Origin of the sequence: Streptomyces novaecaesareae, assembly GCF_000716875.1 — a bacterium.
In the GTDB taxonomy this organism is placed as follows: Bacteria; Actinomycetota; Actinomycetes; order Streptomycetales; family Streptomycetaceae; genus Kitasatospora; species Kitasatospora novaecaesareae.
This window is the reverse complement of record NZ_JNWQ01000043.1, coordinates 40,402-56,499: the sequence shown is the minus strand read 5'-3', so window position 1 is coordinate 56,499 and position 16,098 is coordinate 40,402. Positions and strand designations below refer to the sequence as shown.

Genomic DNA, 16,098 nt, shown 5'->3' with positions numbered 1-16,098 from the left:
CCCCCCCCCCGGGTCCGCCGGGTCCGCCGGGTCCGCCGGGTCCGACGAGCCGCGGGCGCGTCAGCGGTTGCCCGCCACCAGCTCCCGCGCCCGCCGCCGTGCCTCCGCCCCCTCCACACCGCGGCCCAGTTCCTCCAGCAGGTCCGCGAGCAGGCCGTGCGAGCGCGCCTCCAGCGCCGGGTCGCCGACGGTACGGCCCAGGGCGACGGCGAGCCGCGCCGAGGAGAGCGCGGCGTCGCGGCGGCCGAGGGCGTGCAGGGCGCGGGCCCGGCTGTGGGCGGCGAGGACGGCCTCGGCGGAGCCCGCGCGGGCGGTGGCGGTCCGGACGGCCTCGTCCGCGTGGTCGAGGGCGGGCCCGGGATCGCCGGAGAGGACCAGGGCGTCGGCGAGGTCGGTGAGCGAGCGGACCAGCAGGTGGGCGGCGGCCGGAGTGCGGGCGGCGGCCACCAGGTCGGTGAGCAGGGGCAGCGCCCGTTCGTACCGACCGGCCCGCAGCAGCGCGGCGCCCACCCGGCTGCGGCAGTGGTGGCGCAGCGCCGGGTCGCCGGCCCGGTCGGCTGCGCCGACGGCGCGGTCCAGGTGCTCGGAGGCGGTGCGGTGGGCGGCGCGGGCGATGTGCAGGACGGCGAGGTCGGTGCCGAGCCGGGCGGCGGCCGCGTCGTCGCCGTCCGCGTGCGCGGCCCGCAGCCCGGCCTCGACGACGGCCCGCCAGTGCGTCCGGTCGTGGTCGGTGGTCTCGTACAACAGGCTGATCCGGTGGGCGAGTTGCCAGGACTGGGCGGTCCGGCCGTACTGCTCGGCGCAGACCACGACGGCCCGCAGTGCGCTCTCCTCCCGGCGGAACCAGGCCGCGGCGCGCTCGCTGCCGCCGGCCGCCGTGCTCTCGGCCGTCCAGCCGGCGGTCACCTCCAGGTAGTGGGCGGTCAGCCGGTCGAGGGCGACGAAGCGTTCGTCGCAGGTGAGTTCGGCGGCCTTCCGGGCGGCGTAGCGGCGCACCAGCTCTCGCCGGGCGTACCGGCCCGGGGCGGCCTCCTCCAGCAGGTGGACGGCGTCAAGCCCGGCCAGCAGGGTGCGGGTGGTGGCGGGCGGGAGGTCGGCGAGGGCGGCCGCGGTGGCGGTGTCGATCACCGCGCCGGGGTGCAGGCCGAGCAGGGTGAACAGTCGGGCGGCGTCGGGCGTCAGGGTCCGGTACGTCCGGTCCAGGGCCCCGGTGAAGCCGATCGGGCCACGGGCGGTACTGCTGCCGGCCCCGGAGAGGGCGGCCAACCCGGTCTGCTCGTCGGCGAGTTCGCGGACGAGGTCGCCGGGGGACCAGTCGGGGCGGGCGGCCAGCCGGGCCGCGGCCAGGCGCAGCGCGAGCGGCAGCCGGTCGCAGCGCTCGGAGAGTTCGGTGAGTTCGGCGACGGCCTCCGGGCCGCCGCCCGTGCGGTCCGGGCCGAGGGTGCGGGCGAGCAGCGCGGCGGCGTCCTCGCGGGTGAGCACGCCCAGCGGGAGCGGGAGGCCGCCCTCGCGGACCAGCAGGTGGCGCAGGCGGCGGCGGCTGGTGACGACGGCGGCGGGCGCGCCGCCCTCCTCCTGCCCGGGGCCCGTCACCGCCGGGCCTGTCACCGGCGGGCCTGTCGCCGGTGGGTCGGGCAGCAGCGGGAGGAGCTGTTCGTACGAGGCGGCGTCGTCCAGCACGATCAGCAGTCGGCGGCCGGAGACGAGGTCGCGGTACCGCCGGGAGCGCTCCGCCGTGGCGGCGGGCAGGGCGTCCGGGGCCTCGCCGAGGGCGGTGAGGAACTCGCCCAGGACGTCGGCGGGTTCGCGCGGCCCGTCCGGGTCGAAGCCGCGCAGGTCGGCCTGGAGGACGCCGTCCGGGAACTGTTCGGCGCCGCGCCGCGCCGCCCAGTGCCGGACCAGGGCGGTCTTGCCGGCCCCCGCCGGGCCGGTGACCAGGACCGGACGGCCGCTCCGGGCGGCGGGCAAGGCCGCGTCCAGCGCGGCGAGTTCGGCCGCACGGCCGACGAACCGGCGGTCGGGCACGACGGCCGCCGGGGCCGCCACCGTCGTGGACGGCGCAGCGGACGTGGCGGACGCGGCGGACGCGGCGGCGGACGCGGCCGGCCGGGCGCTCAACCGCTCGCCGGCGCTGCGCAGTTCGGGGCCGGGCGGGCCGGAGAGCCGGGCCGCAGCCCGCACGTACCGCTCCCGCGCCTCCGGGCGCCGGCCGCCCTGCTCCAGGCAGTGGACCAGCCGGGCGGCCAGGACCTGCCGGGACGGGTGGGCATCGGCCGCCTGGGCGAGTTCGGCGGCCAACTCGCCGCCCCGGCCCGCCCGGAGGAGCGCCTCGGCCAGCCGTTCCAGGCCGCGCAGCCGCAGGTCGGCCAGCGGCGGGACGACCCGCTCGCGCAGCAGGCCGGAGCCGCAGTCGACGAGCGCCGGGCCGCGCCACAGGTCCAGTGCGGCGCGCAGCAGCGGCACCGCCGGGTCCTCCCGCGCCCCGCCCGCCCGGCCGACGGGCTCGGGCAGCAGCACGCCCGCGTGCTCGCAGAGCCGGACGAAGCGCAGCACGTCCACCCGGTCCGGGTCGCCGGCCAGCAGGTACCCGGCCCCCCTGGTGTCCAGCGCCAGGCCCGGCCCGTCCAGCAGCTGGCGCAGGACCGCGACGTGTCCCTGCAGCGCGGACCGCGCGGTGGGCGGGGCAGCGCCGTCCCAGACCAGCTCGATCAGCTCCTCGGTGGCCACCGTCTGGTTCAGCCGCACCGCGAGCGCGCTCAGCAGCGCCCGCCGCTTCGGGGCCGAGGGCGTCACCGCCACGCCGTCCTCGCGCCGCACGACCACCGGGCCGAGCAGATCGATGTGCACGCGCCCCTCTCCTCCCCCACCCGCGGGCTCCCCGAACCGTTCGAGGATAGGCCCGACCTGCGCCTTCACGCCGCGCCGGCGAGGCCTCCCCCGCCGTACGGTCGCGGCGCGAGGCGGGCGCCGGGGCGCCTGCCCCGGCACTCCACCGGGGCCGCTACCTGTTCGACGGGTGCGGCACGAAGCACCGTTCACCCACGAGCCCCCGCGCCCGCCGGGAACCCGCCGCGACCGGCCCGAGCCGCCGGAAGCCGCCGGACGTCGCCGGGACCGGCCGGAGCCCACCCGAGCCGCCGCCCGCCCCCGCCGCAACCGACACCCGCCCCGACCGCGTCCACCGAGAGCAGGAGCGGCGACGGGTCACGGACCGGACGGGTTCGCGCACTACACTGCTCCACCCCGAGGGCAGACCCTCGGGTCCGGTTGTGCGGCGTGGTGGGGGTACTGGTGCGGATTCGGCTGCTCGGCCCGGTGGAGTTGCGGGTCGAGGAGAACGGCTTCGCCACCCTGGCCGGGGCGCAACGGCGGGCGATCCTGGCGCTGTTGGCGCTGCGACTGGGGCGCGTGGTCACCGTCGACCAGTTCTGCGAGGCGCTGTGGGGCGAGTGTCCGCCGGCCAGTGCGCGGGCGGCCGTGCAGGGGCATGTCGCCGCGCTGCGCAAGCTGCTCGCCGACACCCCGTTCGAGCTGCACACCCGGGCGTCGGGCTACCTGCTGGCCGGGCCGGCCGACGAGGTGGACGCGCTGCGGTTCGAGGCGCTGGCCGCGCGGGCCGCCGAGCACGCCGACCGCGGTGACGACACCGCGGCCATCGCGCTGCTGGAGGAGGCGCTGCGGCTGTGGCGCGGCGAGGCCCTGGCCGACCTGCCCGACACCCCGTCGCGCGCCGCCGCGGTGGACCAGCTGAAGCAGGCCGGCACCGCCGCCCTGCTCTGCTGGGCCGGGCTGCGGCTGCGGCAGGGCACCGGCGCGGCGGCGGTGCCGGTCCTGGAGCAGAACGTGCGGGCGGAGGGCCTGCGCGAGGAGCTGGTGGCCCTGCTGATGCGCTGCCTGCACCAGGCCGGACGGCCGGCCGACGCGCTGGCCGCCTACCACCGGGCCCGGCAGCGGCTGGACCGCGAGTTGGGGATCCGGCCCGGCGCCGCCCTGCAGGCCGCGCTCGCCGAGGTGCTCGCCGACGACCACCCCGAGCAGCCGCCCACCGCACCCCCGGCCCCCGCGCCCGGCCGCCGCGCCCTTCCCCGCACCCCCCGCACCTCGGACACCTCCCGGGCCCCGCGCCAACTCCCCCGCCGACCGGTGGACTTCGTCGGCCGGGCAGCCGAGCTCCACCGGCTCGACCACGACTGCGGCCCCGACCGCGGCGGCGACGGCCCGGTGCTGGTGGTCGGCCCGGCCGGGGTCGGCAAGAGCACGCTGGTCACCGCCTGGGCGCACCGGGCCGCCGACCGCTTCCCGGACGGCGTGCTGTTCGCCGGTCTGCACGGCCTCGCCCCGACCGGCCCGGCGCAGCCCTCCGCCGTCCTCGCCGACTTCCTCCGGGCCCTCGGCGTCCCGGCCGGCGAGCTGCCCGCCGACCGCGCCGCACGCGCCGCCCTGTACCGCGAACGGACGTACGGCCGCAGGCTGTTGGTGGTGCTGGACGACGCCGCCGACGCCGACCAGGTCGCCGACCTGCTGCCCGAGGGGCCCGGCTGTGCCGCGGTCGTCACCAGCCGGGGCTCGCTGGAAGAGCTGGTCGCCCTCGACGGGGCCACGCTGCTGCGTCTGGCCCCGCTGCCCGCGGAGGAGGCGCTGCTCCTCCTGGAACGCGCCCTGACGCCCGAGCGGGTGCGCGCCGAGCCGGACGCCGCCGCCCGGCTCGCCCGGTTCTGCGACCACCTGCCGCTCGCGCTGCGGATCGCCGCCGCCCGGCTGGCCGCCCAGCCCGAGTGGACGGTCGCCGAGCTGGCCGACGAACTCGCCGACGAACGCTCCCGGTTGGCGGTCCTGGACGCCGACGGAACCCTCGGCGTCGGTGCACAGCTCGATCTGACGTACCGTCAACTGTCCGACCGGGCGGCCGAGCTGCTGACCGCCCTGGCCGCCCACCCCGGCGGCGAGGTGGACACCCTGGCGAGCGCCGCCCTGCTGGACACCGACACCGCCACCGCCCACCGGGCGCTCGGCGAACTCGCCGCCCACCACCTGGTCACCGGCGCCGCCCCCGGCCGTTACCGCCGCACCGACCTGGTCCGCCTGTTCGGCGCCGGCCTGCTCGCCGCGAAGCCCTCGCCGTACCGGCGCCTGCTGCGGGAACGGCTGGCGGACTACTACCTCGCGGCGCTGCAGCACTGCGGCTTCTTCCTCGACCCCGGCCAGGAGGACACCCAGGCCCCGGTCCACCGGCCGCAGGCCGTCCCGGCCGCCGTCGACATCCGCACCGCGCTCGACTGGTTCCAGACCGAGGAGCTCGCGATCCGCGCCCTGACCGACGCCGCCGTGGCCACCGACCCCCGGCGCGCCTGGCAGCTCGCCCTGACCACCGGCTCGCTCTACTACGGCGCCAGCCGCTTCACCGACTGGCTGGCTCGTGCCCGTGCGGGCCAGCAGGCGGCCGAGCGCTGCGGCGACCCGGTCGCGGTGGCGCTGCTGCTCAACTGCCGGGCGCAGGCCCTGGTCGGGCTCGAACGCCGGCAGGAGTCGGCGGAGGCGGCGCGCCGGGCGGTGGCCGCCGCCGAGTCCGCGGACGGGCCCGCGGCGGCCTCCGCGCGCATCCGGGCGCTGGCCACCCTGGCCCTGGTCACCGCGATGCTCGGCGACTCCGCCGAGGCCCGACGGCTGGCGGCCGCCGCCACCGACCTGGCCCTGGAGTCGGGCAACCGCCGCCGACTGGTCGACGCCAAGGTCCACCAGGGCTGGGTCAACCTGGCGGCGGGCGACCGGGAGGGCGCCCAGCGGCGTTCCCGCGAGGCCCGCGAGCTGCTGCCGCCCACCCCGGTCACCCAGGTCCATCTCTGGTCGATGCTGACCGAGGCGCAGGCCCTCCCGCCGACCGTCCGCGACGACGCCGCCGACCTCGTCTGGCACCGGCTGCTCGCCGCCTGCGAGGAGGCGGGCCTGCTCTACCTGCACGCGCTCGCCGAACAGTCCTACGCCGCCCACCTGCTCGCCCGCGGCCGGGAGTTGGAGGTGCGGGAGCGGCTGCGCACGGCGCTCGACCGCTTCCGCGCGCACGACCGGCGGGCGGGCTGCCAGAGCGAGTTCACCGCCAGCCTGGAGGAGTCGCTCGACCTGCGCGCGGCCGACCGCTCACCGGGCGGCTGAGGCGGCGCCCTTCTCCGCGGCCGCGCAGCCGCGCTCCGGCGGGGCGTAGCCGTGTTCCGCCGCCAGGACCGGGCGCAGTGCCCGGATCGCGTAGAAGTTGCGGGACTTGACCGTCCCCGGCGGCACCCCAAGCCGGGCCGAGGCCTCCAGCACCGACCGGTCCTTCAGGTGGAGTTCGACCAGCACCTCGCGGTGGTGCTTCTGCACCCGCCGCAGCGCCAGCGCGATGTCCCGGGCGACCACCACCTGCTCGTACGGGTCCTCGGCGAGCGGCCGATCCTCCATCGGCTCGCCGATCACCTCCTTGGCGCGGGCGGCGGCCATCCGGTAGTGGTCGATCGCGATCCGCCGGGCGACCGTGAACAGCCAGGGCCGGCTCGCCTCTGGCCCGGCGCTCAGCGCCTCAGGGTGCTGCCAGGCGCGCAGCAGGGTCTCCTGAAGGATGTCCTCGGCCTTGCCGCGGTCCCCGCCGGTGGCCCGCAGCAGCGCGCGCAGCAGGTAGCCGCCGTGCAGCCGGTGGATCTCGGCGAGCGTCTCGGGGTCGAGGGTCGGGCGGGCCGGGGCGGCGGCACCCCCGGCCGCGGTCGACGGGCCCCCGGAGGGCTGGGCGACGGACGTGGGCTGGGCGACGGACGGCTTCGACACGCGCTACCTCTCGGATCGGGCAGGGGCACGGCACGGGGAAGGGCACCGGCTGGGCACCGCCGGAACTCCCCGGCAGTGGCTACGGCAGCACACTGCCGGAGCCCGCCAAGTCCTCACCAACGATCCGCCAACGCCTGAACCGTTGCACGGGATCGGGTGCGAACTTTCCCGTGAGCGCGAGCGTTGGCGAGCCGGGCGGCACCGTGCGCCGTGCGCCGGGCCGGGCCGTGGCCGTGGCCGTGGCCGTGCGCCCGGCCGCCCCCGAACGCTCAGGCCTCGTTGAGCGCCAGGAGCAGTTCCTGCACCCCGTCCTCGCCCCGGTGCTCGATCAGCGCCGCGACCCAGGTCGCCAGCCGCTCCCGCTCGGCCGCCGACCACCCGGGCGCCGACGGGTGCTCGTCCACCACGAGCGCCGCCGCCAGCCCCAGCAGCCCCGGCGCCGAGCCCGGCCGCCACCGCCCCTCCGGTACGGCCCGCAGCGCCAGCCGCCGGGCGACCGCGATCACCTCCTCCGCGGCCGCCTCCGGCACCTCCAGCCCGGGCGGCCCCGCGACCTCCGGTGCCTCCGCCCGCACCAGGGCCGCAACGAGCTCCCGCACCTCCGGCTCGTCCGCTTCCATCCCGTGCCCCTCCCCCGTCCCGCTCACGGGACTCGCGCTCGTTCTCGTTCGGTGGCACCCGGCGGGCGCCGAGTGCCACCGGACGACGGTACCGAGCGGGAGCCGACCGAGCGGGGGATTTAGTGCGCACGTCCGGCCGGGCGGCCCTGCGGCACGGCCTCCCGGCACTCTGCGGGGCGCTCAGTGCACCCTGCCCCGCTCAACGGCCTTCCGGCCGCAAGTGGTTCAGGCGAACCGGAACGGGCTCCCCACCGGTGCTCGCGGGTGTACGGGTCGGAACCGGATGTGGGGGTCAGCCGCCGGTGCGGTCGTCGGGGGTGTGGGTGTCCAGCCGGGCGCGGACGCCGTCGGCGTCGCGGTGCTGCAGGTGTTCGAGGATGGCGAGGCTCCGGTTCCAGGCGGCCCGGGCGGCCTCGGTCTCGCCGAGGGCGAGGTGGGTGTCCCCGATGTGGGTGTGGATGTCCGCCTGGAGGAAGTAGTCGCCGACGGCCTGGCGCAGCCGCAGCGACTCCTGGTAGGCGGGCAGGGCCTCGCGGTACTCGCCGAGTTGGTGGTGGATGAAGCCGATGCTGTCCCAGGTGGACGACTGGGCGGGGAGGTTTCCCGCGTCGCGGGCGAGCTCCAGCGCGCGCCGGCAGTGCGAGAGGCCCGCCCGTGGCTCGCCCTGCTGCGTCAGGTACCAGCCGATGCTGTTGTGCGCGAGGGCCTGCCCGGAGGGGTCGTCGATCGCCCGGAACAGCTCCAGTGCCCGGCGGGACTCGGCCACCGCTTCGACGTTGGCCTGCTCCTCGCCGTACGCGAGGGCGAGGTCGAGCCGGGTCCTGCCCTGGCGGGGCCGGTCACCGAGGACGTCGAACAGGTCGAGGGCGAGTTGCAGGTCGTGCCGGGCCTGGGGCTGGCGGCCGAGGGAGCGGTGCACCTGGCCGAGCCAGCGGTGCGCCCGGGCCTGCCCGGCGAGGTCCGCGGCGCGCTCGGCGGCGGCCAGCGCGGTCTCGCTCCCCCGCTGCCACTGCTGCCACAGCCCCGACTTGAGCAGGTAGGAGACCTGCGCGCCGACGAGCTGCCAGGCGTGTACGTCGAGCCCCGCCCGGTGGGCCTGGTCGACGACCCGTTCGAGCACCGGCTGCTCGCCCCGGTACCAGGCGAGCGCCTGCTCCCGGTCGGCGAGGTCCTCGGGCGTCACCCCGGCGGCCGGCTCCGCGAGGTCGAGCGGCTGCCAGGAGGCGTCGTCGGCGTAGGCGAGGCAGCCGGCGTGATGGGCGGTGTGGAGGTAGTGGTCGAGCATCCGCAGGGTCGCCCGGGCCCGTTCCTGCGGGGGTTCGTCGGCGTCCGCCCGCTCGGCGGCGTAGGCGCGCAGCAGGTCGTGCAGGGTGTACTGGTCCCGGCCCTGCTCCGCGATCAGGTGGGCACGGTGCAGGTCGTCCAGCAGCCGGCGGGCCTCGGACGGCGGCAGGCCCGCGAGGCTCGCGGCCGCGGCCGGGCCGATGTGCGGTCCCGGGTGCAGGCCGAGCAGCCGGAACAGGCGGGCGGCCTGCGGGGCCAGGGCGCGGTAGGACCAGGAGAGCACCACCCGGACGTCGGCGTGGCCGTCTCCGGTCGACAGCAGGTCCAGGCACGCGCGGGAGTCGCGCAGTTCGCGCGCCCAGACGCCGAGCGGGGTGCCGGGGTGGTCGGCCGCCCGGGCGGCGGCGATGTTCAGGGCCAGGGGCAGCCGGGCGCACAGCGCGATCAGTTCGTCGGCCTCGTCCGGCTGCTCCGCGACGGCTGCGGCCCCCAGGCGGCGGGCGAGCAGCTCGCGGGCCTCCTCCGGGGAGAGCACGTCGAGCGGGAGCGGCACGGCGCCGTCCAGGGCGACCAGGCCGGGGAGCCGGTTCCGGCTGGTGACCACCACCAGGCAGGTGTCCGAGCCGGGCAGCAGCGGGCGGACCTGCTCCGCCTCGCGGACGTTGTCGAGGACGATCAGCGTCCGGGTGCCGGCCAGTCGGCTGCGCAGGAGGGCGAGTCGACCGTCCTGGTCGGCGGGGATGCGGGGGGCGGGGACGCCGAGCGCGTCCAGGAAGCCGCGGGCCACGTCGGCGGCGTCGACCGGTGCCCTGGCCGGGTCGAAGCCGCGCAGGTTGGCGAAGAGCTGCCCGTCGGGGAACTGGTCGGCCACCCGGTGGGCGAAGTGCACGGCGAGCGTGGTCTTGCCGACCCCCGCGGTGCCGGCGATCGCCGAGATCACGACCGCACCGCAGCCGGGGGCCCGGTCGGGCAGGAGCTCGTCGAGCGCCCGGAGCTCTCGGCTGCGGCCGGTGAAGTGCCGGATGGCCATCGGTAACTGCTGCGGCACCGGCGACCCGGCCGACCCGGTCTGCCTCGGCAGGGCGGGCCCGGGCCGGGCGGGCCCTGGGCCCGCCGCACCGCCGCCGGGTGGCCGGCCGACTCCCGGGGTGTCCGACCCGCCGGGCCCTCCCGGCTGCTGCGCGCCCGCCTCCCGGGCGGCCTTCAGCCACCGGCCGCGGGTGTCCTGGTCGACGCCCAGGGCCTCGGCGAGCCGGACCACCGAGGACGGCCGCGGCCGGCGCCCGCCCGCCTCCAGGGCGCTGATCGACCGGGCCGACACCCCCGAGCGCGCCGCGAGTTCGTCCTGGCTCCACCCCGCCGACAGGCGTCGCTCACGCAGCAGCGTGGCGAAGACGACAGCTCCCACACATCCCCCCGGATCCCGGCGAACCGTGCCGCCGCCCCGACCCCTCCGGTGCGGACCGCGGACGAGCGTAGCCCCCGCGGGCCCAAGTGTCAGGTCAACGTCAGGCCAACGTCGTGGTCGGCCGGCCCGCACCACCGCGAGGATGGGCCTCCGACGGACCAACCCCAGGAGGAACACGTGAACGTATCCAGGATCCCTTCGCGCCCGGCCAGGGGCGTGGTCCGCGCGCTGGTGGTCGGCACCGCCCTCGCGGCGCTCGCCACCGCCGGTACGGTCGGCGCTTCGGCCGCCGAACCGGGCAGCGCACCGTCCCACCCGGGCGCGGTGCTGATCAAGGAGGTCAGGACCGCCGACGGGGTGCTGAGCGTCTACCGGCTGGCCGACCGGCCGCAGCCCGCCGCCGGGCCCTCAGCGGCGCCCGGCGTCTTCCGGCCGAACACCGCCAGCACCTGCAACGGCATCGACCCGAAGGTCTGCTTCACCGTCAACGGCGCCGGCACGCAGGTCAACTACATGGAGAACAGCACCTACTACGGTGCGGACGCCTCGGCCGACATCCAGATCAAGAACCCGGCCGGGGGGATCGTGGCGCGGTCGACCTTCTTCGCACCCGGCGGCTGGTGGTACGCCGTGGACTACAAGCCGGGCTACGCCGACCCCGGCTGGTGGTGCGGGTTCAGCAGTGCCGGTGGCAGCTACTACACCGGTGCTTGCGTCCGCGTGTCCAACTGACGCGGCGGGCCGGCGGGCGGTGCCCCTCCGGGCGCGCCCCGCCGGTCCGGCGCGCAGGAGTCGACGGAACGTGTTCAGACAACTCAAGGCGTTCGCCGGACGTACAACGGGCAGTCATGAGTGGTCCGCCGGGCGGTACCCCGCAGCCGATGTCCTTGGGGTGCCGTCCTCCTCCCTCGCGACACCAGAGGTCATTCCACCCATGGCAGAGCTGAACCGTCGTCGTTTCCTCCAACTCGCGGGCGCCACCACCGCGTTCGCAGCGCTCTCGCAGAGCATCGCGCGGGCCGCCGCGATCGCCCCGCAGGGCACCACCGGCACTCTCCAGGACGTCGAGCACATCGTCGTGCTGATGCAGGAGAATCGTTCCTTCGACCACTACTTCGGGGCCATGAAGGGGGTCCGCGGCTTCGGCGACCCCCGCCCGGTGACCCTGCCGAGCGGCCAGTCGGTGTGGCACCAGACGGACAGCAGCAAGAAGGAGGTGCTGCCGTTCCGCCCCCAGGTGAACGACCTGGGCATGCAGTTCGTCCAGGACCTCAACCACGACTGGGCCGGCGGCCACAAGGCCTTCAACAACGGCAAGTACGACCAGTGGGTGCCCGCCAAGACCGCCACCACCATGGCGTACCTGACCCGCCAGGACATCCCCTTCCACTACGCGCTCGCGGACGCGTTCACCATCTGCGACGCGTACCACTGCTCGTTCATCGGCTCCACCGACCCGAACCGCTACTACATGTGGACCGGCTTCACCGGCAACGACGGCACCGGCGGCGGCCCCGTCCTCGGCAACCAGGAGGCCGGGTACGGCTGGACGACCTACCCCGAGCGACTGGAGCAGGCCGGCATATCCTGGAAGATCTACCAGGACATCGGCGACGGCCTCGACGCGGCCGGCTCCTGGGGCTGGATCGGCGACGCCTACCGCGGCAACTACGGCGACAACTCGCTGCTCTACTTCAACAACTACCGCAACGCCAAGCCCGGCGACCCGCTCTACGACAAGGCCCGCACCGGCACGAACGCCAAGGCCGACGACGGCCTGTTCGACGTCCTGCGCAGCGACGTGCAGGCCGGCACCCTGCCGCAGATCTCCTGGATCGCCGCTCCCGAGGCCTTCACCGAGCACCCCAACTGGCCCGCCAACTACGGCGCCTGGTACGTCTCCCAGGTCCTGGACGCGCTGACCTCCAACCCCGACGTGTGGGCCCGCACGGCGCTGTTCATCACCTACGACGAGAACGACGGCTTCTTCGACCACGTCGTCCCGCCGTTCCCGCCCTCCTCCGCCTCCCAGGGCCTGTCGACCGTGTCCACCACGGCGGACTACTTCGCCGGGAACATCAGCAACGCCGCCGGACCGTACGGCCTCGGCCAGCGCGTGCCGATGCTGGTGGTCTCGCCCTGGAGCACCGGCGGCTACACCTGCTCCGAGACCTTCGACCACACCTCGATCATCCGCTTCATGGAGCGCCGCTTCGGCGTGCTGGAGCCCAACATCTCGCCCTGGCGCCGGGCCATCTGCGGCGACCTGACCTCCGCCTTCGACTTCACCGCCGCCGACCCGACACCGGCCGCGCTGCCCTCCACGGCCGGCTACCTCCCGCCGGACCGCAACCGCCACCCGGACTACGTGCCCACCCCGCCCGCCACCGGCACCATGCCGAAGCAGGAGACCGGCACCAAGCCCACCCGCCCGCTGAAGTACGCCCCGTCCGTGGACGGCGCCGCCGACACCGGCACGGGCAAGTACCGCCTCACCTTCAGCGGCGGCGCGGCGGCCGGCGCCCAGTTCCTGGTCACCTCCGCGAACCGCACCGACGGCCCGTGGACGTACACGGCGGAGGCCGGCAAGTCGATCGCGGACGCCTGGAACACCACCTACTCCAAGGGCGTCACCGACCTGACCGTGCACGGCCCCAACGGCTTCCTGCGCCGCTTCCGCAACCCCGGAAGGACCGCCGGGCCCGAGGTCACCGCCCGCCACAACGCGGCCACCGGCAACCTCGACCTGACCCTCACCAACGCGGGCACCGCGGACGCCGTCCTGACCGTAGCCAACGCCTACGCCGGCACCCCGCGGACCGTCACCGTCCGCCGGGGCGCGACGGTCGCCTACACCGTCGACCTGAGCTCCTGCCGCAACTGGTACGACGTGACCGTCACCTCCGCCGCGAGCACCGACTTCGTCCGCCGCCTGGCCGGCCACGTCGAGACCGGCGCCCCCGGCCTGTCCGACCCGGGCCTGATCACCTACTGACCGGCCGACCGGAGTGGAGCCCGGCCCCGAGCGGACCGGGCTCCACCCCACCCGTCAGCCGCCCCGCCCGTACGGCGGCCGTTCGGCCCAGTCCGTTCCGGCCGACCCCGGGCCCGCCACCGGCGGCCCGCCTATCGTGGGCGGATGACCGACCGTCGGACCACTCGGCCCTCCACCGCTCGGCCCTCCACCACCGGGGCGTCCACCGCCCGACCCTCCATCGCCCGGACGGGCTACCTCCTGGCCGCCGTCGCCTTCGCCGTCTGCATGACGGGCACCACCCTGCCCACCCCCCTCTACGGGCTGTACCAGGAGAAGATCGGCTTCTCCGAGCTGACGGTCACCGTCGTCTTCGCCGTCTACGCCCTCGGCGTCATCGGGGTCCTGCTGCTCGGCGGCGACGTCTCCGACACCGTCGGACGCCGGCCCGTCCTGCTCTGCGGCCTGGGCTTCGCGGCCTGCAGCGCCGTCGTCTTCCTGGCCGCGGACGACGTGCCGCTGCTCCTCCTGGGCCGGCTGCTGTCCGGCTTCGCGGCAGGCCTGTTCACCGGCACCGGCACCGCGTACGTGCTGGAACTCGCCCCGCCCGAGCACCGGGCCCACGCGGGCTTCGTCGCGACCGCCGCCAACATGGGCGGCCTCGGCTGCGGGCCGCTGCTGTCCGGCCTGCTCGCCGAGTATGCCCCCGACCCGCTCGTCCTGCCCTTCGTCGTCCACCTCGCCCTGGTCGCAGCCTCCTTCGCGCTCCTCCTGCTCCTGCCGGAGACCGTCGCCGGGGCCCGCCCGCTGCGCACCGCCCGGCCCAACCGGCCGACCCTGCCGCCGGAGGTCCGCCGGGTGTTCGTCCCGGCCGCGGTCGCCGCGTTCGCGGGCTTCTCCCTCCTGGGCCTGTTCACCTCCGTCAGCCCCGCCTTCCTCACCGGCGAGCTGGGCGTGCACAACCGCGCGGTCGTCGGCCTCGTCGTCTTCACCGCGTTCTTCGCCTCCACCCTCGGCCAGCTCCTGGTGCCCCGGCTCGGCACCGCCCGGGCGATCCCGCTGGGCTGCCTGGTGCTCATCGCCGGGCTGGCCCTGCTGGCCGCCTCGCTCGCCTGGACCGCCCTCGCGCCCCTGGTGCTCAGCGCCCTGGTGGGCGGCGCGGGCCAGGGCATGGGCCTGCGCGGCGCCGTGGGCGAGATCGCCGCCGCCAGCCCCGCCGAACACCGCGGCGGCGCCCTCTCGGCGCTCTTCGTGGTCGCCTACTTCGGCATCTCGATCCCGGTCATCGGGGTGGGCCTGCTCACCGGGCCGGTCGGCCTGGCCCACGCCGGCCTGGTCTTCGCCGCCTGCATGGCCCTGCTCGCCGCCGCCTCCGGCGCGTACCTGCTGCGCCAGGCGGGCACCCGCACCTGACCCGGCCGCCCCCGAAGCTGGTCCCGGTCTTCGCCCACGGCCTCGCCCCCGCCGAGGTCGCCGACGCGGCCTTCCCCGCGCTCTTCCGCGCCGCCGGGCTCACCGTCCTCGCCACCGGCGACATGCCGCTGTCCACCACGGAGTCCACCCCCGACGGCCACCGGATCGAACTGCCCGCCCAGTGGCTGGTGCTGGGGAGCAGCTGAGCCGGCCCGCGGCGGGCACCTCCGCCTACGGCCTGGCGGCGGCGAGGAGCGCGGTACGGAAGACGAACCGGTTCCACGGGGTCCGCGGGTCGCGGCCGGTCGCCGCCGCCAGGCGCCGCATCCGGTAGCGGACGGTCTGCGGGTGGACGTGGAGGCGGGCGGCGGCAGCGGTGGCGCCGTCGGAGTACAGGACGGCGTCGAGCGTGCGCAGGGTGTCCGCCTCCCCCGTGAGGTGGCCCAGTACCGTCGCGGCCACCCGCGCGGGATCGGCGTCCGGGTGTCCGGTGACCAGGGCCACGACCTCCAGGTCGCCCCGGTCGAGCACCCGGCGCTCGGCGCGGACGAGGGACGAGGCGTGGCGCACGCCGTGGACGGCGAGGCGGTAGTCGCGCGGTGCGGTGGCGGCGGTGGCCCCGGTGAGCAGGGCGCCGGTGAGTCCGTGCCCGGTCATCAGGCGGTCCAGCGCCTGCGCGTCGACGGCCTTGACCAGGGCGACTCCGACGCCGTCCATCGTGGTGTGGATCGAGGTGAGTTCGAGGTCCGCGGCCTCGCCCGCGGCCCGCGCGTCCAGGGCCGCGACCACGACCGACGCCGCCCGCTCCGCGTCCTCGGCCGTCGCACTCGTCCCGGTCGGCGCGCTCGTCCCGGCTGTGGAGCCGGCCGGGTCCACCACCAACAGGTCGAAGGACGGCGGCAGTTGGGCGTCGAGTTCGCGCAGCCGGGCACGGAGGGTGCCGGCGTGGCTCTGCCGGCCGAGCAGCAGGTCGGCGAGGAGCCCGCGGAGCGAGCGCTCACGGTCCTCGCTGAGGATGCGTCCGGTCGACTCGTAGCCGTCGAAGATCGCCTCGGACGACTGGTCGAGCACCGTCAGCCACACCCGGGCGAGCGCGGCGATGTCACCGGCGGAGAGGCCGTCGGCGAACCCGTCGCCGATCCGTTCGAAGAACGCGAGCGCGGCGACGCGGTAGGCGCGCAGGACCGCCGCGAGGGGGCGGGCGTCGCGGGCGCGGACCGCGCCGACACCGCGGAACATCCGGAGGTCCTCGGCCTCCAACACCCCGTCCACGGCCCAGAGTTCGAGCACCCTGCGGAGCGTCCACACGATGATCGAGCGGACCTCCTCCAGCTGGCGGGCGTCGAGGTTGGCGTAGGCCGGGATCTCCCGGGCGACGGCGGCCATGAACGCGTCGACCACGGCCGTCTCGTCCTTGAGGATCCGGGTCACGGCGCTCCGCCGGTCGGCGGCGGAGCCCGGCGCGGCGGGCACCGAGCCTTGTACAGTGCGCACAGTCTTCTTTGTCACCACCTCACAAGGCTAGTCCCCGGCTCCCCGCCCGGCACGTGACCATGGGACGGCGGAGCCGTCGCGACCGCGCGACGGCGATGGCCCTGCGGGAG

Annotated in this window: 9 protein-coding genes; 4 read left to right on the top strand and 5 right to left on the bottom strand. The window is 76.4% G+C overall.

Going from position 1 to position 16,098, the window contains the following annotated elements; genetic code table 11:
- Positions 1-60 precede the first annotated feature (60 nt).
- The gene (locus OP86_RS36675) at positions 61-2,847 is read right to left on the bottom strand and encodes an AfsR/SARP family transcriptional regulator (RefSeq protein WP_033332356.1); all 2,787 of its coding nucleotides are present in this window, start codon (positions 2,845-2,847) and stop codon (positions 61-63) included.
- A 444-nt stretch (positions 2,848-3,291) separates the two neighbouring features.
- Here OP86_RS36675 and OP86_RS36670 point away from each other — a divergent pair, with 444 nt between their 5' ends.
- Positions 3,292-6,150: an AfsR/SARP family transcriptional regulator gene (locus tag OP86_RS36670; RefSeq protein ID WP_167344214.1), complete on the top strand. Its 2,859-nt coding sequence runs from the start codon at positions 3,292-3,294 to the stop codon at positions 6,148-6,150.
- Here the strand turns inward: OP86_RS36670 and OP86_RS18360 are convergent.
- The 3 genes from OP86_RS18360 to OP86_RS18350 form a co-directional block, all read right to left on the bottom strand.
- Entirely contained in the window at positions 6,136-6,795 is a 660-nt protein-coding gene (locus OP86_RS18360; RefSeq protein WP_078653609.1) for a sigma-70 family RNA polymerase sigma factor, read from the bottom strand. The genes OP86_RS36670 and OP86_RS18360 overlap by 15 nt on opposite strands.
- 269 nt (positions 6,796-7,064) lie before the next feature.
- A complete protein-coding gene (locus OP86_RS18355) occupies positions 7,065-7,415 on the bottom strand; it encodes a hypothetical protein (RefSeq protein ID WP_030060430.1) in 351 nt (116 codons plus the stop codon).
- A gap of 292 nt (positions 7,416-7,707) precedes the next feature.
- Positions 7,708-10,107 carry an ATP-binding protein gene (locus tag OP86_RS18350; RefSeq protein WP_157849776.1) on the bottom strand — a complete coding sequence of 800 codons (2,400 nt, stop codon included), beginning with the start codon at positions 10,105-10,107 and terminating at the stop codon, positions 7,708-7,710.
- 177 nt (positions 10,108-10,284) lie between these two features.
- Between OP86_RS18350 and OP86_RS18345 the strand changes: the two genes are divergently transcribed.
- From OP86_RS18345 to OP86_RS18335, 3 genes are all read left to right on the top strand, one after another.
- On the top strand, positions 10,285-10,839 hold the full coding sequence (locus tag OP86_RS18345) for a hypothetical protein (RefSeq protein ID WP_157849775.1): 555 nt from the start codon (positions 10,285-10,287) through the stop codon (positions 10,837-10,839).
- Between the two features lie 202 nt (positions 10,840-11,041).
- Complete coding sequence (locus tag OP86_RS18340; RefSeq protein ID WP_033332353.1) at positions 11,042-13,102, top strand: phosphocholine-specific phospholipase C; 2,061 nt, start codon at positions 11,042-11,044, stop codon at positions 13,100-13,102.
- Positions 13,103-13,369: 267 nt separating this feature from the next.
- Positions 13,370-14,494, top strand: coding sequence for an MFS transporter (locus tag OP86_RS18335; RefSeq protein WP_425337760.1), 1,125 nt, complete (start codon positions 13,370-13,372; stop codon positions 14,492-14,494).
- Positions 14,495-14,725: 231 nt separating this feature from the next.
- Here OP86_RS18335 and OP86_RS18330 read toward each other — a convergent pair whose 3' ends face one another.
- Positions 14,726-15,988, bottom strand: coding sequence for an RsbRD N-terminal domain-containing protein (locus OP86_RS18330; RefSeq protein WP_157849774.1), 1,263 nt, complete (start codon positions 15,986-15,988; stop codon positions 14,726-14,728).
- Between the last annotated feature and the right edge of the window lie 110 nt (positions 15,989-16,098).

Bases quoted from the DNA above. Each gene is read 5' to 3' on its own strand.
- OP86_RS18355 (WP_030060430.1), bottom strand. From the start codon at position 7,415: ATGGAAGCGGACGAGCCGGAGGTGCGGGAGCTCGTTGCGGCCCTGGTG.
- OP86_RS18340 (WP_033332353.1), top strand. From the start codon at position 11,042: ATGGCAGAGCTGAACCGTCGTCGTTTCCTCCAACTCGCGGGCGCCACC.
- OP86_RS18335 (WP_425337760.1), top strand. From the start codon at position 13,370: ATGACGGGCACCACCCTGCCCACCCCCCTCTACGGGCTGTACCAGGAG.